Genomic DNA, 21,459 nt, shown 5'->3' on the forward strand with positions numbered 1-21,459 from the left:
TCGCTGGACAACCTAATCGTCGGCGGTAGCGGGACCGACACCCTTGCCGGTGGCGCCGGCAACGACATCCTCGTTGGTGGCGACGCGGCAGACTTGTTTGTTTATTTGTTGAACTGGGGCCACGACACGATCATAGACTTCATGGCAACCGGCCCGGCGCACGACACGATCAGAATCGATCACAACATTTTCGCCGACTGGGAATCGCTTTTTGCTGCATCCAGTCAGTATGGCAACGATACAATCGTTACAGCCGATATCGACAACACCATAGTGTTGAGGAACGTAGCCTTGACGAGCTTAGACTCGGGGGATTTCCTTTTTGCGTGAACCCAATCGGACCTCCTGTGAACCCCGGGGGTTCGGGCATGCTGCGGCGGAGAGGATGACGGCGATTGCGGACGGGTTGCAGGGGAGGGTGGCGGTGTGAAACCGGCTATCGGCGGTGGCGTGGATTTACGCTGATAAATCCTGCGATCGATTGCGCATCAGGAACTGGCCTAACCGGTTCACGATCTTAAAGGCCCAGAACATCGATGTTGAGACCTTCAGGCCGTTGTCGGCAAGGGCGGACAGTACCTCCTTGTTCTGACGCGATATATTTTGAACGTTCTTGTTCGTGGCGCCCCCTAAGCGCATCCTGACCAGGACTCGCGGGATGTAGATTGTTCTGATCCGCGCGACTTCCAAAAAACGCATCATGAGCTCGACGTCGGCTGCAAGCCGATAACGCAGATCAAACCGCCCGAACTGTTCATAAATGCTACGTCGAACATAAAATGTCGGATGTGGTGGACACCAGCCACGGGCGAAAGAACCGGATCTGAACGCACGCGATTTCCAGTAGCGGATCTTGCGATCGGTATGCCTGTTGGAAACATAGACGAGATCGCCGTAGCAGCCGTCATATGCTTCATCTTCCAGCGCGGCCGCCACAGTTCCGAGGGAGTCGCTGCTCTCGAAAATATCGTCCGCATTCAGGAATCCGATAATATCGCCGGTCGCTAGACCAATCCCTTTGTTCATCGCCTCATAGATGCCTCCATCCGGTCCCGAAAGCACACGGCGGTTCTCGGCGGGCGCCGAAGCGATGATGGCGAGCGTAGAATCGCTTGAGCCACCGTCGATGATGATGTGCTCGAAATCGTGGTAAGTTTGCGTGTCGATGGACCGCAACGTATCGGCGATAGTCCGCTCGGCGTTCCAGCAAACGGTGATGAGGCTTATGCGAGGGGAGCTTGGATTGGCAGTATCTGCAGCCATCTAACGGTATCTTGCTCATATTTCAAAAGGCGATAGCAAGCCAACCCGTATCAGACGGAGAGGCAGTACCGCAATCGAGTACTGCAAGTTATCCTGGATCAACGCCTGATTGATGAGCAGTGGCGGCTCCTCTTCTTGCTAAGTGCATTGCATGCGGATCGATCTATCTGTAGTGAGCACTGTCGAATAGCATCGCCATCACGATGAGCTCGTGATTGCGCGCGGATTTACCGGTTGCAGGAGGTCTCTTGTCTTCGAAGAAAAAACTGCGCAAGGGCATATTGCTCGCGGGGGGCTCAGGCACTCGGCTCCATCCCGCGACCCTCGCCATTTCGAAGCAACTTCTTCCGGTTTTTGACAAACCGATGATCTACTATCCCCTGTCAACGCTGATGCTAGCAGGTATCCGGGATATCCTGATTATCTCTACGCCGCAGGACACCCCACGTTTTGAACAGCTACTGGGTGACGGCGCCCAATGGGGATTGAATCTTCAATACGCCGTGCAGGCCGCGCCGGAAGGAATTCCCCAGGCATTCTCGATCGGCAGGGACTTCATCGGCCGAGAGGCAACCGCGCTGGTGCTCGGAGACAATATCTTTTACGGCAATCTCTTAACGCATGATTTGTCCGCGGCATCGGAAAGATCAGACGAAGCAACCATCTTCGCGTATAAGGTTCATGACCCCGAGCGGTATGGGGTGGTGGAATTCGACAGTCAAGGTAAGGTGCTCAGCCTGGAGGAAAAGCCGTCCTCGCCCCGCTCCACTTACGCGGTGACCGGCCTGTATTTCTACGATAACGATGTGGTTGATATTGCGGCCGGCTTGAAACCCTCCCCTCGCGGGGAGACCGAAATTACCGATATCAATCGGCATTATTTATCGGCGGGCAAGTTGAACGTCGCTGTCCTTGGCAGAGGGCATGCCTGGCTCGACACAGGCACGCACGATTCACTCCTTGAAGCCAGTCAGTTCATTGCCACCATCGAGCGGCGTCAGGGGCTGAAGATTGCCTGCCCCGAAGAAATCGCCTTTCATTTGGAATACATAGATGCCGAGCAGTTGCTAAGGCTGGCAGCTCCACTTGAAAAGAGCTCTTACGGTCGATACCTCATCAGCTTGGTGAGGGAACCAGCTCCGCATTTCCCAACCGGCTGAACCGGCAAAACTGGAAACCGATCTTGTCTGCATTTACCCTGCTTACGTTAAAGACGATGTCCGACGCACGAGGCGCGTTGACCGTCATGGACGGAATACTGCCATTTCCGGTCGTCCGGAGCTTCTGGATCTATGGTGCCGACGGATATAAACGCGGCGGCCATCGTCATCACCGGACTCGGCAGGCGTTGGTGGCGCTTTCGGGAAGCGTGGTGGTTTCGATGGACGATGGAAAAGCCCAGGAAGAGATCACCTTGTCGTCGCCGGACCAGTGCCTGCTGGTAGAGCCAAGGGACTGGCACGAAATGACCTTCGGTCCGGGTTCGATTCTGCTCGTTTTTGCCTCTCACGGATATGATAAGGACGACTACATCGACACCCCCTATGAACGGCTCTGAGATGATTGAGTATGAAAGTCTTGCGCAGGCCAATCGCCCGCTAATGGAAGATCTGGAGGCGGCCGCTTCCCGCGTGATTCGTTCCGGGTGGTACATACTTGGCAATGAAGTTTCCTCATTCGAAGCCGAATTTGCCACCTTTGCCGAAAGCAAACATTGCATCAGCGTAGCCAACGGTTTGGATGCGTTGATCCTGTCGATCGAAGCGCTCGACCTGCCCAAAGGCAGCGAGGTCATGGTTGCTTCCAATACTTACATAGCAACTATCCTGGCAATCCTGCGTGCTGGCCATAAACCTGTTCTGGTGGAGCCCGAGCGGGAAACGTTCAATATAGATCCGGAGCGTCTTCGTGCAGCGCTCACACCGGACACGCGAGCTATATGTGTGACGCACTTGTTCGGAAAAGCCTGCCGGATGACTGAGATCACTGCGTTTGCGAGCGAGCATGGGCTGCAGGTGATAGAGGATTGCGCGCAGTCTCACGGTGCGCGCTATGACGGTAGGCTGACTGGCACCTTTGGAATCGGCGGTTGCTTCAGCTTTTATCCGACCAAGAATCTGGGTGCGCTGGGAGATGCCGGTGCGATCGTCACGGACGATGATGAGTTTGCGGATCGCCTCAGGCATATGCGCAATTACGGCTCGAAGAAAAAATATGAAAACGTTTATATTGGCGTGAATTCCAGGCTTGATGAGATGCAGGCGGCATTCCTGCGGGTTAAACTGCGTCACCTCGATCAAGTCACTGAACATAAGCGCGCGCTGGCGAACCTCTATTTCGCCAATCTGCCTGAATGGCTGACGCAACCGCTTCGCCGTTCTTCCGAGTATGATGTATTTCATATCTTCGGAATACGTCACCCAGCCCGTGACGAATTGCGCCAGTGGCTGCTCGATAACGGGGTGAAAACCGAGATCCATTACCCAATCGCGCCGCATCGGCAGAAGGCAATGCAAGGAATTTTATCCGGCAATTATCCCATCGCCGATGAACTGCACGCCACCGAACTGAGCCTGCCTATTTCGGCGGGGCATAGCAGTGTTGAGATCGAGCGAGTCTGCAGCCTGTTTGCCGCGCTCCCCGAAAAGTTGAAGTTGACCGCATGACAGAGCATCTGAAGGAATCCGCCTCCGCACGCGAGGAAGATTGGGATATCGTTATCAGACCCTCGAAGGGCAGTGCGCCGGATCTTGGCCTTGTCTGGCGATATCGCAATCTCATCTGGATGTTCTTCAAGCGAGATTTCACGACATTCTACAAACAAACCATTTTGGGGCCTGTCTGGTATATCATCCAACCGTCGCTGACGGCGATGACCTATTATGTCGTGTTCGGAAAGATAGCCAATCTTTCCACGGATGGTCTTCCGCCCTTCCTATTTTACATGTCGGGTACGATCGTCTGGAGCTATTTTGCTGCGTGTCTAACCAATAACTCCGAAGTCTTTTCAAAGAACGCCAATCTATTCGGAAAAGTCTATTTCCCCAGGCTTGTGGTGCCACTGTCCGTCGCGATGAGTGGTGTTGTCGCCTTTGCCATCCAATTCCTGCTCTTGCTGATAGTTGCCTTTGGGATCAAGATTGCGAACCCCGATCTGGCATTGAGTTATCATTTCCTGTTTTTGACGCCATTGGTGCTGCTCTACATTGCAGTGCTGGGTATTGGTGCTGGACTGGTCGTTTCCGCTCTGACGGTCCGTTTTCGCGATCTCGTCTATGCCGTCGGATTTATGACGCAACTCTGGATGTACGCTACGCCGATCGTGTATCCATTCAGTCAGATCCCGGAACGGTATCATTGGTTCTACTACATCAATCCAATGACGACACCCGTTCAGATTTTCCGTTGGGCGCTCTTTGACGCTTCAGTTTTGCCCGTCACTCTCTGTCTTGCCAATCTAGCGGTGACCGTTGCGATCACGGTATGCGGGCTGGCACTTTTCTCGCGGGCGGAAGCTAACGCGATGGATACCGTCTGATGAGCGATGTTGTTATTCGAGCAGAGCACGTCAGCAAGCTGTATCGTCTTGGCGTGATCAATCATGGCACCCTTTATCGCGACCTGCAAAGCTGGTGGGCGAAGTGGCGAAATCTACCGGACCCGAATATATCTGTATCCGACTATGCCTCCGACAAGAGAAAGCAGTCGCGATTGAAGGGCGACATCTTTCATGCGCTTGATGATGTCTCCTTCGAGGTCGGGCACGGCGAGATCGTCGGAATTATCGGCAGGAACGGCGCCGGAAAATCTACGCTGCTGAAAGTAATGTCACGCATCACCATGCCCAATTCGGGTTTCATCGGTATACGGGGCAGAATTGCCAGCTTACTTGAGGTCGGCACCGGATTTCATCCAGAGCTCACCGGTCGAGAGAACGTCTATCTCAACGGCGCCATCCTTGGCATGAACCGCGCCGAGGTCAGATCTAAATTCGATGAGATCGTCGAATTTGCCGAAATCGGCGAATTTATCGACACGCCTGTGAAGCGATATTCATCTGGAATGTATGTGCGTCTGGCTTTCTCCGTCGCAGCGCATCTTGAGCCGGAGATTCTTCTGGTTGACGAGGTGCTGGCCGTCGGAGACGTCAACTTCCAGAACAAATGCATGGGGCGCATGCAGGAAGTCACGAAGGCCGGTCGAACGATTCTCTTCGTCAGCCACAATATGACCGCCATAAGCAGCATCTGCCCGAAATCGATTCTAATGGCTGATGGCAAGGTCGCCGCGATGGGCGATACCGGAGATGTGATAAAGGCCTATCTCGATCGCCCGGAATTCGGTGGTACAGCAAGCTACTCGGTCAATCCCGAGGACGTCGACGGAAAGGCGATTATCTGCCGTGTCGCGGTACTGAACGACAGGGATGAAGTTTCTGGAACACTGGAACTTTCGAAGGGATTCTCGGTCGAGGTCGAATACGAATTGAGGGAGCCTCTTTCCGGCCTATCGGTCGGGATGCAGATCAAGATGGAAGACGGCTACACCACGCTCGTCAGCCTATCCGATCCCGAACTCGACGTTGGTCGCTTGGATACCCGGCCAGCCGGTTACTATAGAGCTCGCGTCAAATTTCCGGGCTATCTCCTCAACACGGGCACCTTCTATCTGCGGCTCGGCATATCGAGCCGGTTCTCGATCTATTCGGTCGCTGAGGGCATCCGGTTTGACGTAGAAGATAATGTCGGGATTATCCAGATGCTTGGTCAGCAGCGGAAGCCATCGATTTCGGCGATCCAATTGCCTTGGGAAGTGGAGAAGCTCTTCCTGCGCGATTCTGAGGGTATTTTGAAATGAAGAAAGCGCTTGTCACCGGGGCGGATGGGTTTATCGGCTCTCATCTTGTCGAGACGCTGGTCAGGTCGGGCATCGAAGTTCGCGCCCTCTGCCAGTACAATTCGTTTTCCAGCTGGGGCTGGCTTGACCAGTCTGAATACCGCGGCAAATTTGAGGTAGTCCTCGGCGACGTCCGCGATCCAGCTCAGATGCGCACCGTTGCCAAAGACGTGGATACGATATTTCACCTGGCCGCGCTTATCGCCATTCCCTACTCCTATCAGGCGCCGTCAAGTTACGTTGATACCAATGTGCATGGCACGTTGAACGTGCTTCAGGGCGCTCTCGATGCCGGCGTCGGCCGTGTCATCCAGACCTCGACAAGCGAAGTCTACGGCACGGCGCGTTTTGTGCCGATCAGCGAAAGCCATCCCCTGCAGGCGCAGTCGCCCTATTCGGCGTCCAAAATCGGTGCCGATGCGATCGCCTACAGCTATCATTCGAGCTTCGACCTGCCGGTGACGATCGCACGGCCTTTCAACACTTTCGGCCCGCGACAATCTGCAAGGGCGGTTATTCCGACAGTGATTTCGCAGCTTCTGAGCGGACGGACGACACTGAAGCTTGGCGCGCTGTCACCCACGCGGGATTTCAATTTCGTCCAGGATACATGCGACGGCTTTCTGGCGCTCGCCGCCTGCGACGAAGCCATCGGCCAGACGGTCAATATCGGCTCCGGCAGCGAGATCTCGATCGGCGATACCGTTCGGCTGATAGCCGACATCATCGGCGTCAGCGTGGAGATCGAATGCGACGAACAGCGTTTGCGCCCCGCAAACAGCGAAGTGGAACGTTTGTGCTGCGACAACAGCCTGATCAGGTCTCTGACGGGGTTTTCGCCGCGTTACAGCTTGGAAGATGGTCTGAGAGCGACGGTCGACTGGCTGCGTCAGCTGCACAACCTGGCGAGATACAAAGCGGATATCTTCAATGTCTAGGCGCGCAGTCATTTTGGCGGGTGGAATGGGAACGCGGTTGCGGCCCTATACTGTCGTGCTTCCAAAGCCTCTGATGCCCATCGGCGACTATCCGATCCTTGAGGTGATCATTCGTCAGCTGATATCAGGCGGATTTCAGCATATAACACTTGCCGTCAATCACCAGGCCGAGCTGATCAGGGCTTTTTTCCAGGATGGTGACAAATGGGGCGTACGCATCGACTATTCGCTCGAGGACGAACCTCTCGGCACTATGGGACCGCTGCGGCTGATAAAGGATCTGCCGGAGAATTTCCTGGTAATGAACGGCGACATTCTGACAGATCTGAACTATGCCGATTTTCATGATGCTCACGTCCGCGACGGGAATATATTCACGATCTCGTCCAAGACGCGTCAGCATCGCATAGACTATGGCGTTCTTGACACCGGCGAGGCCGGGCTGCTGACCGGTTTTCGTGAGAAACCGACAGCCGAATACAAGGTCAGCATGGGTGTCTACATGGTGTCTTCGACGGCCGTCGAGCACATACCACAAGGTGGCGCCTACGGCTTTGATCAGTTGATGCTTGATCTTCTCGCGGCCGGCAAGCCGGCCACGGTTCGAGATTTTGCGGGCTATTGGCTCGATATAGGACGGCCTGACGATTATGCCTTGGCGATCGAGCAGTTCGAATCCATGCGGTCCAGGTTCTTGAATGGTTGATGCCATCGTTACTGGTGCTGGCGGTTTTCTTGGGAGGCGTCTGGTCAGACGGCTCGAGCAGGCTGGTTTTGACGTGCTCGCGCTTGACCGAACGCATGGTGATATAAGCGAAGAAAAGGTTTGGCAGGAGCTTCCCGCCGCACGCACGCTGTTTCACCTTGCCGGCAGGACATTCGTTCCAGATAGCTGGAGCCAAGGACCGAGTTTCACGGCCGCCAACGTCCTCGGAACGCAACACGCTTTGAACTGGTGCAAGCGACACAAGGCCAAACTCGTGTTCGCAAGCGCCTATGTTTACGGAGCGCCTGACCGGCTGCCGATCCATGAAAGCGATCCGGTCAGGCCGAACAACCCTTACGCTCTTTCCAAACATCTTGCCGAACAGCTTTGTGAGTTCGCCGCCACGCACGAGCAGATACCGGTGGTGGTATTGCGTCTTTTCAATATATATGGCGCAGGGCAGCGACCCGAATTTCTGATACCGACGCTTCTGAACCGGATACGGGCGAAGCAGGAAATACAGGTCCTGGATCTCAGTCCCCGGCGTGACTATATCTTCGTTGACGATGTCCTGAGCGCCTTTGCCAAGGCCATGGACGTCGCGGAAGGCTACCATTGCATCAATATCGGCTCCGGAATGTCGTATTCGGTGCAGGAAATAATCGACATCTTGCAAGAAGCTGCCGGCACCGATCTACCTGTAGTGTCATCTTGCACAGTTCGGCGGAATGAAATACCTGACGTGCGGGCTGATATCACGCGGGCTCGCACCGTTCTCGGATGGCGGCCGGAATGGGATCTGCCGGCCGGGATGCGCGCGATGATGAAGGAGTCGTAAATTGAACGAGCGTTACGTTCCGATCAATAAGGGCAACTACTCGATGGACACGGTCGAGCGCGAAGCCGCGTTCGACAAGTTCCGGGGTGAAGGCTGGGAAGCAGAATACGCGGATTACCGTCGCAAATGGTCAGAGTATGCCCTGAACCAGCAGGTTTCGGACTATCCGCTGCTCGTCGATCTCGAGCTGGCATCGATCTGCAATCTGCGCTGCCCGATGTGTTATACGATCAGCGACGAGTTCAAGAAAAGTGTGAACACGACGCGGATGGACTGGGATCTCTACTGCCGTATCATCGATGAGATCGGCGGCAAGGTTCCTGCGATCCGTCTGTCGCTGCGGGGCGAGGCCACGCTGCACAAGCGCTTCGCCGACTGTGTGCGCTATGCCAAGGACCATGGGATCAAGGAAGTCTCGACCCTCACGCACGGCTTCAAGCTCAACAGAGACTATTTCGCTCAGCTCGTCGATGCCGGCATCGACTGGATCACCGTTTCGATCGATGGCACCGGTGAGACCTACGAGAAAATCCGCAAGCCAATCAAGTTCGAGGCCCTGCTCGACAAGATCAAGGACATCAAGAAGTACAAAGACGAGCGTGGTCTCCATCGTCCGGTCGTCAAGGTGCAAGGCATCTGGCCGGCGATCCGGGAAAATCCGGATCTTTACTATGAGACGTTTGCACCACACGTGGATCTAGTCGCCTTCAATCCGCTGATCGACTATCTCGGAAACGATTCTGACGTTCAATATCTGGATAACTTCACCTGCCCGCAGCAATACCAGCGCCTCGTTATCGGCGCCGATGGGCTTGTGATGAAGTGCTCGAACGACGAGGAAAATCGCGAAGTCATTGGTGACGCGACCAAGGAGACGGTACACCAGATTTGGCACGGCGAAAAAATGAATGCAGTCCGCGCCTTGCACAAGGAACCGCAGGGCTTCTTGAAAAGCGAAGTATGCCGCCGATGCTATCTACCTCGCCTGACGGATGATGAGCCGACGGAAATCTGCGGCCGGAAAGTAATTGTCCGAAATTACGTGGATCGGGCTCAGGAAATCGGAAAATAGGAAAGCAGCCGGAGTTGCAAACCGGTCGTGTGCGGGATGACATCGCAGTGTTACCGCTATTGGAACACCGGCTGTATAGTGAATTGCGGGAGTAGCAGATGTTCCGGAACTACCGACCTGACCGGTGTTATATTATCGCCGAAATCGGCGGGAATTTTACGACTTTTGACCCGGCAAGACGGCTGATCGACGAGGCGAAGGCGTCCGGCGTGGATGCTGTCAAGCTCCAGACTTATCGCGCAGAGACCCTGTCGAGCCGCAACGCCATGTTCGATATGGAAAATACCGGCGTTACCTCGCAATTCGAGCTTTTCCGCAGGTATGAAATCGGGCACGAGCTTCACGAAGCGGTTTTCCGCTATGCCGAAGAGCATGGGCTGGACTGGTTTTCGTCGCCCTCACACGAAACGGATGTCGATCTGTTGGAGAAGTGTGGGGTTGGTGCCCACAAGGTGGGCTCGGACGATGCGGTCAACATTCCCTTTCTCCGCTACCTGGCAAAAACGGGCAAGCCGATAATCCTGTCGACGGGGATGTCGACGCTCGACGAAGTTCGGGAATCCGTTGCGGCAATCAAGGAGGCGGGCAATCAGAAGCTCATTCTGCTGCACGCCATCACAAGCTATCCGACGCATCCGGAAAATGTGAACCTGCGTGCAATGCAAACGATGATGGAGGCGTTTCCCGATCTCGACGTCGGCTATTCCGACCATACGTTGACCCCGGTCGCAAGCCTTTGTGCTGCCGCGATGGGTGCACGGGTTATAGAGCGGCATTTCACCTACGATAAAGCCGCCGACGGTCCCGACCACATGCTCTCGGCCGATCCAGCAGAAATGAAATGGCTTGTGGATGCGATACGTGCGTTCGAGGTCATGAAAGGCAGTGGTCGCAAGGAACCGGCAGCCAGCGAGGCGACGACAAGATTGAACAACCGCAAGAGCATTGTCGTCAATCGACCGCTCAAAGCCGGCCATGTCATCTCTGCCGGCGATATCTCGGTCAAACGACCTGGGACGGGAGTCGAGCCCAAGCATTTCGAAGCGCTCGCGGGACGGCGGGTTTTAAACGACCTTGATGCGGACGCCGTTCTCCAGTGGAGCGATCTGGCGTGAGGCTTGGAATCATTATCCAGGCGCGGATGGGATCAACCCGGTTACCGGGAAAGGTGCTTCGCGACATTTCCGGTAAGCCGCTTCTCGGACATGTCCTGGGTAGGCTTCAAATGCTGAAGCGGCCTGCTAGGATTGTCGTTGCAACATCATCGGCCGGCGAGAACGATATGATCGAAGCCTGGTGTCTTGAGCACGGCGTAAGCTGCTTTCGTGGCAACGAAGCCGATGTTCTCGATCGCTATTTCGAATGTGCGAGATCGCTTGGGATGTCGGATATCGTGCGATTGACCGCGGACAATCCGTTCACTGATATCGAGGAACTGGAGAGGCTGATCGACCTGCATCAAAAGCAGGGATTCGACTATACGCACGCGTTCGGACAGTTGCCCATCGGTGTCGGCGCCGAGATATTTACGTTCGAAGCCCTGTCGCGCAGTCATCGCGAGGGGATGCTGCCGCACCATCGCGAACATGTGAATGAATATTTCACCGATCGGCCGGAACTGTTCAAGATCGGCAAGCTTGAGGTGCCGCCGGCCAAAATATCCCCCGAACTGCGCCTGACGGTAGATACAGAAGAAGACTGGAGACGTGCTTGTACTCTTGCGGCGCGCGGGGGCGGGAACTGGCTCGGGACAGAAGAAGCGATCAGACTATGTTCGTCTTCTGCATAGAAAGCTCGCATGCACGCGGCATGGGGCATCTGTTTCGGTCGCTGACGCTCGCCTCCGAACTGCGTTCACGCGGTCAGCCGGTTCGATTTTTGGCGAACGATCATCCGAATTCGTTGAGAATCATACGGGATCGCGGCTTTGACGTGGCGCTTTATGATCTGGCTGCCGTGACGGGATGGGAGAAGGATTTCCTCGAAGCTGCCGCTCCGTCCTCAATCTGGATTAACGACCGCCTGAATACGCAGCTGTCCCACAGCGAGACGATCAAACGATTGGGCGCCAAGCTTGTTACCTTTGATGATCGTGGTGATGGCGCGGAACTTGCCGACATGAATATCTGCGCTCTCCTGTTCGAAAAGACTGAGGGTCTCAAGGGTAAGGATGTTCGGCTGGGGTTGGAGTACATGATACTCAATCCCGAAATCGCAGCGTTTCGCAGACTTCGGCAAAGCCTTGCATCGGTCCTAGTCACGCTCGGCGGCGCCGATACTTACGGCGTGACCGTCCGCGTCGCCAAATGGCTCAGCAGCAGGCCCTTTCCTGTCACCATCGTCACAGGCCCGAGCTTTCAACATATGGCGGAGCTTGAAGAAGTGGTCTCGACCGCAGCACCGGATCGGTTCAAGCTGCTCAACCAGGTGCCGTCGCTGGCGGCAGAGATGCATGGACACGATCTGGCGATTACCGGCGGCGGTGTTACCCCGTTCGAAGCCTGTGCAGCCGGTTTGCCGTGTGTGGTGATCGCCAACGAACCTTTTGAAATCCCGGTCGGGCGTGCGCTCGAAGATCTGGGCGCAGCGTTCTTTGCCGGGCATCACTCGGCGTTCGATCTCGGCATCCTGGAAACGCCGATTCCCATCAGGACCATGAGCCAGACTGCCATGACCAAGGTTGATCTTGGTGGGGTCGACCGCGTTGCCGATTTGCTGGAAAGACTGGCTGCATGACCATCACAGCGGTTATTCATCAGCCGGACTTTGCATCCTATCTCGGCTTTTTTCAACGTTTTCTGAACGCCGACCTCTACATCGTTCTGGATCACGTTCAGTTCGTCCATGGCACGAGCAAGAGCTGGACGCACCGTGATAAAATAAAGACGGCGCAGGGGGATCGCTGGCTTACTGTCGGAATCAAAAAGCCAAGCTTCGGCACCCCGGTCAACGAGGTGGAACTGGCGCCCGGCACCGTCTGGATAGACCAAAACCTTTCCCTGCTTCGCGAAAACTATCGTAAGTCCCCGGGTTGGGGAGAAGTGTTTCCGCGCATCGAGGCCCTCTACGGCAAGAGGTTCGACTTGTTGGCTGATTTTAACATGCATTTCCTCGAAGGCATTCTGGATATGCTTGAAGTCACCATGCCGACGGTGCGGTCGAGCACATTAAGCCCGGAAGGGCATAAGAACGAGTTGCTTGTCGAATTGCTGCGCAAAGTCGGAGCGACGCGATATCTCTCGGGTCTCGGCGCGCGCGGCTATATGCAGCCCGAACTATTCGAGGCAGCCGGGATCGAAATCGAGTGGCAGCATTTCGTTCATCCGGTTTATCCACAGCCGTTCGGCGAATTCGTTCCCTATCTCAGCATCCTCGACACACTGCTGAATTGTGGTATTGCAGGCACGCGTGACCTGCTCTGGAGTTGCAAATGAATATTCTCGCGATCGGTGCCCATTTTGACGACGTCGAACTGGGCTGTGGCGGTGCGTTGGCGCGCCATGCGGCAAACGGCGACACCGTTTACGTCTATGTCGCAACCGTATCCGGCTTTTCCAACCAATATGACCAGTCCGTCCGCAGCAGCCAGGTCGCCAGAGCGGAAGCGGATGCCGCGATGGAAATTCTCGGCGTTCACAAGATGTTTTGCGGCGATTTCAAAACGCTACAGATCGAATTCGTCGATCCGCTGAATATCGAGATCCTCAAGCTCGTACAGGATCTGAAGATCGACATGGTCTATACGCATTGGGTCGGAGACATCCACCATGACCATCTGGCCTTGTCGCGCGCATCCCTGCATAGCTGCCGCCACGTGCCCCGCCTCTTGATGTACCGCAGCAACTGGTATCATTCGACGGTCGATTTCAGGGGGAATTTCTACGTCGACATCACATCTCATTGGGACCAGAAGGAAAAGGCGATCCTTGCCCATGAATCCGAGATGGAGCGCACCGGGCGGAAATGGGTGAGCTTCTTCCGCAATGAAGCGGAGAACGCCGGCCAGCGCATCGGTGTAAAATACGCGGAGGTTTTTGAGGTCGTAAAGTGGCTGCAGCTTTGAGAAAGATTTTGACCTTTGGCTCCATGCTGCTCCCCTATGGTGTGCATGAGTTGAGGCGCAGGCTAAGTACTCGCCACAAATTCTCTGCTGATGTCGCGAGGTCACTGGCAGAAAATAGACAGCTTGCTGGTCAGCACGAGGGCGGCCGCTGTTTTATTTTAGGAAACGGCCCGAGCGTCAAGGGCTTGGATCTGTCGCGCCTTCAAGGCGAAACCGTTATAACCGTTTCCAACGGCTATTTGCACTCCGATTTTGGCAAGTTCCAGTCACGTTATCATTGTGTCCCGCAGATTACCTACGGATTGATGACATCGGAAGACGTGATCCGCTGGTTTGACGAGATGCATTCGCACCTGGGCGGCGCCGCAGAACTTTTTCTCAGTTCCACTGAAGCGGAGCTCGTTCGAGAACACAATCTGTTTTCAGGGCGAACGGTTCGGTATCTTGTGCTCGGTGAAAGCTTCGACGAAAGAACGTCAGAGGAAGTCGTCGATATCTCTCGACCGGTCCCTCGTGTCGAGTCGGTGCCGGTGATGGCCTTGATGATAGCGATGTACCTTGGTTTCAAAGAGATCATCCTGCTCGGCGTCGACCACGATCGTTTCCTGACATCGAGCTATGGATACGCCTTCGACCTCAAGGTGCAAAAGGGAAAAGATTTCACCGTAAATGCGGATGGCACCCTGACAAGGACCCGTCACGACGAGTTTCAGCAGCTGGCGCGACTGTGGCGACAATATCGAGCCATCGCGAATATCGCGAGAGCGAATGATATCCGCATCCTCAATTCCACACCCGGTGGGGCGCTGGACGAATTTGAGCGACGGCCGTTCGAAGCCTGGTTCGAGAAATGAGGCACATTGGTTTTTCGCTCCCGGGCCTTCACTGTTTGCTTGAGGTGTCGCGGGATTCGCCGCTGGCCCGTGAACAGCACATCTGGAGCGAGTTTCGGCGTCATAACGTCTTTTTCGACGGGCCTTACGATGATTGGCGCTCGGCCATGGCTGCCTCAGACGGATATGATGCGCCGGCTATTCTTGCCAAGGCTCTTGACGCGACACGCGCAGTTGTTCAGGGACGTGCCTCCTACGAGCGAGACACCGTCGTTTTCAAGGAAAGAAGCTACTCGCATCCTCTGCTCGCCTGGCTTCTCTATGTCGCGTCCCGTTCCGATCTTCGTTTGAGGGTGGTCGACTTCGGGGGCGCGTTGGGAAGTTCTTATTTCCAACACCGTTTGGCCTTGGCGCATCTTGCGGAACTGAATTGGTGCGTTGTCGAGCAGCCTCATTTTATGAGCGCGGGCAGAGCCGAATTCGAAGACGGAGAATTGAGCTTTTCCGACAGCGTGGATGAGGCGATCGATCGTGTGAGGCCTAACGTCGTTCTGCTCTCCGGCGTTCTTCAATATCTTGAACATCCTGATAAATATCTCGAGGAGCTTCTGTCGAGAGGCGTCAAGTTCATACTTATCGACAGGACAGCAGCGCAATTCGACGTCGCAGCCGCACCCTTCGTGCAGCATGTGCCGGCGTGGATCTACAGCGCGAGCTATCCGGTATGGTTCTTGAACGCGGATGAAATGCAGGCCAGTTTTGCCAAGCATGATTATGAGGTTGTGGATCGTTTCCAGCCAGCCGGAACATTTGGCTTCGTGACGCCGCCGCCCTTGCAAGAATTGAAGCGTTGGGGCATTGGCGTTACACCAGCGTCTCAGCAGCACGAATGGCCGTATGTTGGCTGGTTTCTCGAGAAGTTGGAAATCTAGCGAATGCGCGTGAACGTCATTATCCCTGTCTTCAATCGTCTGGAGCACACTCGAAAGGTGTTGGAAGCCCTCAGGAGACAGACGCTCTTCCCTGCGTTGACAATCGTCGTTGTCAACGACGGTTCGACAGACGGAACGGCGGAATACCTGCAGTCGCAGAGTGATGTGGTTGAAATCCGAAGCGACGGCAATCTTTGGTGGGGGGGTGCCATCGAGGAAGGACTGAAACACGTACTTCCGTCCTGCCAAGCGGACGACTATGTCCTATTTCTCAATAACGATACCTGGTTCGACGAGCATTATGTTGAGACCTTGGTGCAGACATCCAGGGAAAATGGCGGGGCCGCGGTCGGAAGCGTCATCCACGAAGAGGGCCGGGATCCGCCCCTTGTCAGTATTGGGGCGAAAGTCAACGTCAACCGACTTGCGGTGTGGGATCTGCTTTCGGAATTGAGCGAAACGGAAAAGCGATCGCCCAAAAGCCAGTACCGCGTCGATGCGCTGAGTGGTCGGGGAACGCTCTATCCTGCGCCCCTGTTCAGGAAACATGGGGGCATGCGGCCGTCCCTTCTGCCGCACTATATGGCTGACTACGAAGTCGCCATGCGCTTCGCGCGCGCGGGTGTGCCCCTGGTTGTCAGCAGCAACGCAATCGTTTATTCGCCTCCGATATATGGAAATGACACATCCAGACTTTCGTGGCGGAAGCAGTTATTTGGCAGGCGTTCGCCTCACAACGTGTTTCAGCGCCTCATTTTCTATTCGCTTGTCGGCTCACCGGTGCAACGCGTTACAGCACCGATCCGAATGGCGTATTTCTCGTGCAGCCGCGCGTTTTCGACGTGGAGGTCATTGGCGAAACGAAGGGAAGGAACAATATGAGTGGCGGCCAGCATCAGCAGTGCATCGCATGCGGATCGAAGATGCAAACTTTTATCGAGCGTATCAGCGATGACCGATACGGTTGCCCAGGCGTCTATGCGATAGACCGATGCGTTTCCTGTGGCCACATGTCGACGACACCACGGCTGACGGAAGAGGATCTGCCTGCGCTCTACAGCAATTATTATCCCCGTCGGGAGATCGATTTTAATGCGCTGGAAAGAGAGGCTGCTCTCGTCGAGAAACCTCTCGCCGGGTTCCGCCGATGGATTGCTGGTACCGACAACCAGGGACACTATCTGGCCAAGCCGGGACAGAAGGTACTGGATATCGGCTGCGGGTCGTGCCTCTCCCTTCTGGAGATGCGCAGGCTCGGCGTGGAATGTTGGGGTGTCGAGGCTGATCCGAACGTTCGTACGATCGCGGAGAAATATGCTCTACGCGTTCATATCGGCAACATCTATGACGTGCCGTTCACCGATCAGAAATTCGACCTCATCGTGCTGAACCAGGTCATCGAACATGTGCCCGATCCGCTTGCAATGCTGGCGGCACTCAAGGATCGTCTCAATAGAGGCGGGCGCGTCGTACTGGCTTTCCCGAATACCGGTTCCTTTCATCGCAAGCTCTGGAAAGAACGTTGGATAAACTGGCACATTCCATACCACCAGAACCATTTCAATCGAACGTCCTTTGCTCTACTTGCTCGAAAATCCGGTTATGATGTCGAGCGTATCAGGACGATTACGCCCAATCTTTGGACGGTGCTTCAGCTTAGAATGTCTCGGGAGCAGCGACAGGAGGGCAAGGCGTCCAATACCTGGTCGGAAAGCGGCGACTCTCAGAAGCCGCCGAGCTTCATTCAAAAGGTCCGCAACGTCGCAGTCTCGCGGGGCGCACGCCTTGCCGGTGTGATGATGGGCTTTGGAAACCGAACTCTGGACGCCATGGGGCAGGGCGATAGTCTTCTGGTGGAACTCCGACTCTCCGCGACAAAGAACTAGGATTTAGCGTCATGCGGATTGCCGTATTCGATACCTACTATTCCCGATTTCTGACGATGCATTATCGTCGCAATCGTGATCTGAGGTCGGCCTCTTCCCAAAGGCAGACGGACGCTCTGCTTGAGGCAGCGTTCGGCACGTCCGATTTCTATTCGCGCCACCTGAAGGAACTGGGGTGCGACGTCATCGATATCGTCGGCAATTGTGTTCCGCTTCAATCGGCTTGGGCGCGGGAGAACAGCGAACCATTCAGCCCTTGGGCGATGAAGTTGCCGCATCGGTTTTTCAGGCTGCCTTATATCGGCGCGCGCCTTGCGGCCCTCCCTGGCTTGCTCGAGGTCGCGATGGCGCGGGTCCGCGCATTCAAGCCGGATGTACTCTATTGCCAGGATCTCAGCTTCTTTCCGCCTCATGCGCTGACAGAGCTGAAAAAGACTGTACCATTGATCGTGGGGCAGATCGCTTGTCCATTGCCGCCCGACGGCTTTCTGCGGCCCTATGACCTCATTCTGACATCCTTCCCTCATTTCGTGCCGCGTTTTCGCGAGATGGGGATAAAGTCCGAATATTTCAGGATTGGCTTCGATACGCGGGTGCTCGATATCCTTGGCGATATCGCGCGCGATGTGCAGGTGAGCTTTGTCGGCGGTATAAGCCGCCATCATGGCAAGGCGATCCCCTTGCTCGAACATCTTGCCAACACCACGCCGATACAATTTTTCGGCTACGGTGCCAGGACGCTTCCGCGCTCCTCTCCGATTCGAAAACGCCACAATGGCGAAGTCTGGGGTCCGGATATGTATCGTGCTCTGGCGCGCAGCCGGATTACCGTGAACCGGCATATCAACGTTGCCGAGAACAATGCCAACAACATGCGGCTCTATGAGGCGACCGGGGTCGGATCGCTGCTCATAACCGACAGGAAGGATAATCTCGGTGAGATCTTCGAGGTCGGCAAGGAGGTGGTTGCCTATTCCAGCCCCGAGGAAGCGGCTGAACTTGTCCGCCACTATATAGACCACCCCGACGAGGCCGACGCGATAGCAAAGGCTGGTCAGGCAAGAACGCTGAGGGACCACACCTATAAGTCAAGAATGGAAGAACTGGTGCCGATCCTTGAGCGATATCTGGGGGGACAGGGCTGATGTCCTTTCTGCGCGCGACTCTCAATCGCTTTCCGGGAGTGAAGAGCCAATTGAAGCGATTGCGTGAACATCTATTGCCTGCGACATCCGTATCATCACGCTATGTGGAGATAGACGCGGATCGTAGAGACAGTGAAAGTTCGCGGCTTGCTGCATCTTGGAAAGCGAGTGATCTGCCAGCACGTCAGAGGACCCTCGTCGAGCGCCAGCTGAGGGAATATCGCAGCGGCGCTTCCATCGATGTATTCGATGTTTTTACCGCCGCCTTACGCAGAATCGAAATCCTGCCGGCGAATGGCTCGCTGCTCGAAATCGGCTGTTCCAGCGGATATTACTCCGAAGTGCTTGAGGTGAATGGCTTGCCTCTGCGCTATCGGGGCTGTGATTACTCCGACGCTTTCATCGATATGGCACGTAGCATCTACCCGGGACTGTCATTCGACGTGGAGGATGCGACGCGGCTCAGCTACCAGGATGAAGCTTTCGATGTCGTGGTCTCGGGATGTTGCCTGCTGCATATTCCCGAATATGAAGCGGCGATCGCCGAGACCGTCCGGGTTGCCAGAGACTACGTGATTTTTCACCGTACGCCTGTTGTTTATGGCGAGCCGACGAAGTATTTCCGCAAGCAAGCTTATGGCGTCGAGACCATAGAAATCCATTTTTCCGAGCCGCAGCTATTGGATATCTTCCGAGTTCACGGCCTGCAGGTCCAGGCGACCTTCACGCTGAATGAGAACGTCGACCCAAGTGATAGTAGCAAAGGCAATGCAAGCCGCACTTATTTGTGCAGGAAACAATCCCAGTCATGACGAACTACTTTTGTACCCTTTTCGACAGCGGCTATCTCATCAAGGGGTTGGCCATGATGGAGAGCCTCGTCCAGTGGTGCCCAGACGCGCATGTTTTTGTGCTTTGCATGGACCAGCAGACGCAGGAGATTCTGACCGCCTCCAAGAGGTCCTACATTACCTGCATTGCACTTGCCGATCTCGAGACGCCGGAACTTCTGGAAGCGAAGAAATCGCGCGGCGTCGCTGAATATTGCTGGACCTTGTCGCCGTGTCTGCCGAGTTTCGTGCTGGAGCAGCATCCGGAAATCGATTTCATCACCTATCTCGACTCCGATCTGTTGTTCTATTCACCGCTCCGTCCAATTTTTGATGAGATCGGTAATAGTTCCATCGCCATTATCGAACACCGCTTTGCCCCGCGGCTGCAGAACAGGGAAGTAAACGGCCGCTTCTGTGTGGAATGGGTGAGTTTCCGACGCGATGAAGAGGGAATGCGCTGCCTTGCGCGCTGGCGCGAGCAGTGCATCGAATGGTGCTACTATCGCCTGGAAGACGGCAAGATGGGTGACCAGAAATATCTGGACGAATGGCCGGATCTCTATCCGAATTGCCATATCATCGAGCATCCGGGAGCTGGGGTTGCTCCCTGGAATTACGAAAAGCTGCATTTTACGCAGGATGCATCAGGCAAGATCGAGGTCGATGGTTCGCCTCTGATTTTTTATCACTTTCACCAGTTTCAGTTGCTGACCAATGGCATGTTCGATCGGTTGTCGACTTTCTACACCGCCGTTTGCGAAGAGCCGGTGGCTGTCTACGAGACTTACGAGCGCGCTCTGATGCGAGCCCTGAAGGTGATCAGGACGATTTCCCCAGGCTTTTCCGGCGGCCTTCGCCCCTTTTTCAAGGTCATGGCGCGCAGATGGGTGCAACGTCATGTGCCCCTGTCGGTCAAACGCTTCCTGCACAATTTCATCAGGTATTGACGTCGCGCTCGCGAGGAGAAGCCCTGCCTCCTCCGACCCGCTATTGATACTGGCGGTCGATCCATTGGCGGTAGCCGCCGCTTGTGACGTTTTCGACCCATGCTTGGTTGGCGAGATACCATTCGACGGTCTTACGAATGCCTGTCTCGAATGTTTCAACCGGGCGCCAATCCAGCTCCCGCTCGATCTTGGTCGCATCGATGGCGTAACGGCGATCATGACCAGGCCGATCGCGCACTAAGGAGATCTGGGCCTTGTAGCTCGCCCCGTGTGGCAGGGGCCTCAATTCATCGAGGCTCTCGCAGAGCGTATTGACCACCGATAGATTGGTCAGCTCGTTTCTGCCGCCGACATTATAGGTCTCCCCAACCTTTCCATTCTCCATAACGCACCGGATCGCGCTGCAATGGTCCTTGACGAATAGCCAGTCGCGCACCTGCATCCCGTCGCCGTAGATTGGGATCTGCTTTCCCGAGAGGGCATTATGAATGACCAGGGGAATAAGCTTCTCGGGAAAATGATAGGGACCATAATTGTTCGAACAGTTCGTCGTCAGAACAGGTAACCCGTAGGTGTGATGATAGGCGCGAACCAAATGATCGCTCGCTGCCTTGCTTGCGGAATAAGGGCTGTTGGGTTCGTATTTGCGATGCTCGCTGAAAGCCGCCTCCGCCGGGGCAAGCGAACCGTAGACTTCGTCCGTCGACACGTGAAGAAAACGGAAGCTCTCTCGGAAGGCTTCATCTTGTGAGGCAAGAAATCCGCGGATAGCCTCCAACAGGCGAAAAGTACCGACGATATTCGTCTGGATAAATTCCTCAGGCCCGTGGATCGATCGATCGACGTGACTTTCGGCAGCGAAATTCAGGATCGCGCGAGGCTGATGAGAGCGGAGCAATTCTTCAATAAGATCATAGTCCGCGATGCTGCCTTTGACGAAGAGGTGGCGCGGGTCCTCCCGGACGGAGGCGAGGTTCTCCAGGTTGCCGGCATAGGTCAGCACATCGAGGTTGACGATCGGTTCATCATGAAGCGCAAGCCAATCGAGTACGAAATTCGCACCAATGAAACCGGCTCCCCCGGTCACCAGGATCATATTATCCCCCT

23 protein-coding genes and 1 pseudogene are annotated in these 21,459 nt (G+C 55.3%); 22 read left to right on the forward strand and 2 right to left on the reverse strand.

The window, feature by feature from the left end; all coding sequences use genetic code 11:
- Window positions 1-330: pseudogene (locus V8P77_RS32695) on the forward strand (hypothetical protein); the annotation flags it as partial.
- A 126-nt stretch (window positions 331-456) separates the two neighbouring features.
- Here V8P77_RS32695 and V8P77_RS32700 read toward each other — a convergent pair.
- Window positions 457-1,263: a glycosyltransferase family 2 protein gene (locus V8P77_RS32700; protein WP_335916450.1), complete on the reverse strand. Its 807-nt coding sequence runs from the start codon at window positions 1,261-1,263 to the stop codon at window positions 457-459.
- A 248-nt stretch (window positions 1,264-1,511) separates the two neighbouring features.
- On the opposite strand from V8P77_RS32700, the gene rfbA reads away from it, so the two are divergent.
- The 21 genes from rfbA to V8P77_RS32805 all read left to right on the forward strand — a co-directional run bounded on the left by rfbA (window position 1,512) and on the right by V8P77_RS32805 (window position 20,352).
- Entirely contained in the window at window positions 1,512-2,423 is a 912-nt protein-coding gene (gene rfbA / locus V8P77_RS32705) for a glucose-1-phosphate thymidylyltransferase RfbA (RefSeq protein WP_335916451.1), read from the forward strand.
- Between the two features lie 23 nt (window positions 2,424-2,446).
- Window positions 2,447-2,821 carry a sugar 3,4-ketoisomerase gene (locus V8P77_RS32710; protein WP_131619296.1) on the forward strand — a complete coding sequence of 125 codons (375 nt, stop codon included), beginning with the start codon at window positions 2,447-2,449 and terminating at the stop codon, window positions 2,819-2,821.
- 1 nt (window position 2,822) lies between these two features.
- Entirely contained in the window at window positions 2,823-3,929 is a 1,107-nt protein-coding gene (locus V8P77_RS32715) for a DegT/DnrJ/EryC1/StrS family aminotransferase (RefSeq protein ID WP_335916522.1), read from the forward strand.
- Window positions 3,926-4,801, forward strand: coding sequence for an ABC transporter permease (locus V8P77_RS32720; protein ID WP_335916453.1), 876 nt, complete (start codon window positions 3,926-3,928; stop codon window positions 4,799-4,801). The genes V8P77_RS32715 and V8P77_RS32720 overlap by 4 nt, the downstream gene beginning before the upstream one ends.
- Entirely contained in the window at window positions 4,801-6,120 is a 1,320-nt protein-coding gene (locus tag V8P77_RS32725) for an ABC transporter ATP-binding protein (protein ID WP_335916454.1), read from the forward strand. Before V8P77_RS32720 ends, V8P77_RS32725 begins: the two co-directional genes overlap by 1 nt.
- On the forward strand, window positions 6,117-7,097 hold the full coding sequence (locus V8P77_RS32730; RefSeq protein WP_335916455.1) for an NAD-dependent 4,6-dehydratase LegB: 981 nt from the start codon (window positions 6,117-6,119) through the stop codon (window positions 7,095-7,097). Before V8P77_RS32725 ends, V8P77_RS32730 begins: the two co-directional genes overlap by 4 nt.
- Complete coding sequence (locus V8P77_RS32735; protein WP_335916456.1) at window positions 7,090-7,803, forward strand: nucleotidyltransferase family protein; 714 nt, start codon at window positions 7,090-7,092, stop codon at window positions 7,801-7,803. The genes V8P77_RS32730 and V8P77_RS32735 overlap by 8 nt, the downstream gene beginning before the upstream one ends.
- Window positions 7,796-8,641 (forward strand): NAD-dependent epimerase/dehydratase family protein, encoded by an 846-nt coding sequence (locus V8P77_RS32740; protein WP_335916458.1) that lies wholly within the window; start codon window positions 7,796-7,798, stop codon window positions 8,639-8,641. The genes V8P77_RS32735 and V8P77_RS32740 overlap by 8 nt, the downstream gene beginning before the upstream one ends.
- Before the next feature lies 1 nt (window position 8,642).
- Entirely contained in the window at window positions 8,643-9,713 is a 1,071-nt protein-coding gene (locus V8P77_RS32745; RefSeq protein ID WP_335916460.1) for a radical SAM/SPASM domain-containing protein, read from the forward strand.
- A gap of 98 nt (window positions 9,714-9,811) precedes the next feature.
- The gene (locus tag V8P77_RS32750; RefSeq protein WP_335916461.1) at window positions 9,812-10,828 is read left to right on the forward strand and encodes an N-acetylneuraminate synthase family protein; all 1,017 of its coding nucleotides are present in this window, start codon (window positions 9,812-9,814) and stop codon (window positions 10,826-10,828) included.
- Complete coding sequence (locus V8P77_RS32755) at window positions 10,825-11,502, forward strand: cytidylyltransferase domain-containing protein (RefSeq protein WP_335916462.1); 678 nt, start codon at window positions 10,825-10,827, stop codon at window positions 11,500-11,502. Before V8P77_RS32750 ends, V8P77_RS32755 begins: the two co-directional genes overlap by 4 nt.
- Window positions 11,484-12,449, forward strand: coding sequence for a PseG/SpsG family protein (locus V8P77_RS32760; protein ID WP_335916463.1), 966 nt, complete (start codon window positions 11,484-11,486; stop codon window positions 12,447-12,449). Before V8P77_RS32755 ends, V8P77_RS32760 begins: the two co-directional genes overlap by 19 nt.
- On the forward strand, window positions 12,446-13,147 hold the full coding sequence (locus tag V8P77_RS32765; RefSeq protein WP_335916465.1) for a WbqC family protein: 702 nt from the start codon (window positions 12,446-12,448) through the stop codon (window positions 13,145-13,147). The genes V8P77_RS32760 and V8P77_RS32765 overlap by 4 nt, the downstream gene beginning before the upstream one ends.
- Window positions 13,144-13,776: a PIG-L deacetylase family protein gene (locus tag V8P77_RS32770; protein ID WP_025393236.1), complete on the forward strand. Its 633-nt coding sequence runs from the start codon at window positions 13,144-13,146 to the stop codon at window positions 13,774-13,776. Before V8P77_RS32765 ends, V8P77_RS32770 begins: the two co-directional genes overlap by 4 nt.
- Window positions 13,761-14,630 (forward strand): hypothetical protein, encoded by an 870-nt coding sequence (locus tag V8P77_RS32775; RefSeq protein WP_335916467.1) that lies wholly within the window; start codon window positions 13,761-13,763, stop codon window positions 14,628-14,630. The genes V8P77_RS32770 and V8P77_RS32775 overlap by 16 nt, the downstream gene beginning before the upstream one ends.
- Window positions 14,627-15,541, forward strand: coding sequence for a TIGR04325 family methyltransferase (locus V8P77_RS32780; protein WP_335916469.1), 915 nt, complete (start codon window positions 14,627-14,629; stop codon window positions 15,539-15,541). Before V8P77_RS32775 ends, V8P77_RS32780 begins: the two co-directional genes overlap by 4 nt.
- Window positions 15,542-15,544: 3 nt before the next feature.
- Window positions 15,545-16,423: a glycosyltransferase family 2 protein gene (locus tag V8P77_RS32785; RefSeq protein WP_335916471.1), complete on the forward strand. Its 879-nt coding sequence runs from the start codon at window positions 15,545-15,547 to the stop codon at window positions 16,421-16,423.
- Window positions 16,420-17,427 (forward strand): class I SAM-dependent methyltransferase, encoded by a 1,008-nt coding sequence (locus V8P77_RS32790; protein WP_335916472.1) that lies wholly within the window; start codon window positions 16,420-16,422, stop codon window positions 17,425-17,427. The genes V8P77_RS32785 and V8P77_RS32790 overlap by 4 nt, the downstream gene beginning before the upstream one ends.
- Before the next feature lie 11 nt (window positions 17,428-17,438).
- Window positions 17,439-18,572 carry a CgeB family protein gene (locus V8P77_RS32795; protein ID WP_335916473.1) on the forward strand — a complete coding sequence of 378 codons (1,134 nt, stop codon included), beginning with the start codon at window positions 17,439-17,441 and terminating at the stop codon, window positions 18,570-18,572.
- Window positions 18,572-19,384 (forward strand): class I SAM-dependent methyltransferase, encoded by an 813-nt coding sequence (locus V8P77_RS32800; protein ID WP_335916475.1) that lies wholly within the window; start codon window positions 18,572-18,574, stop codon window positions 19,382-19,384. Before V8P77_RS32795 ends, V8P77_RS32800 begins: the two co-directional genes overlap by 1 nt.
- Complete coding sequence (locus tag V8P77_RS32805) at window positions 19,381-20,352, forward strand: hypothetical protein (RefSeq protein ID WP_335916477.1); 972 nt, start codon at window positions 19,381-19,383, stop codon at window positions 20,350-20,352. The genes V8P77_RS32800 and V8P77_RS32805 overlap by 4 nt, the downstream gene beginning before the upstream one ends.
- A 40-nt stretch (window positions 20,353-20,392) precedes the next feature.
- Here V8P77_RS32805 and rfbB read toward each other — a convergent pair whose 3' ends face one another.
- Window positions 20,393-21,448 (reverse strand): dTDP-glucose 4,6-dehydratase, encoded by a 1,056-nt coding sequence (rfbB, locus tag V8P77_RS32810; RefSeq protein WP_335916478.1) that lies wholly within the window; start codon window positions 21,446-21,448, stop codon window positions 20,393-20,395.
- Between the last annotated feature and the right edge of the window lie 11 nt (window positions 21,449-21,459).

The sequence above is a fragment of the Rhizobium aouanii genome, assembly GCF_037002925.1.
Classification (GTDB): Bacteria; Pseudomonadota; Alphaproteobacteria; order Rhizobiales; family Rhizobiaceae; genus Rhizobium; species Rhizobium aouanii.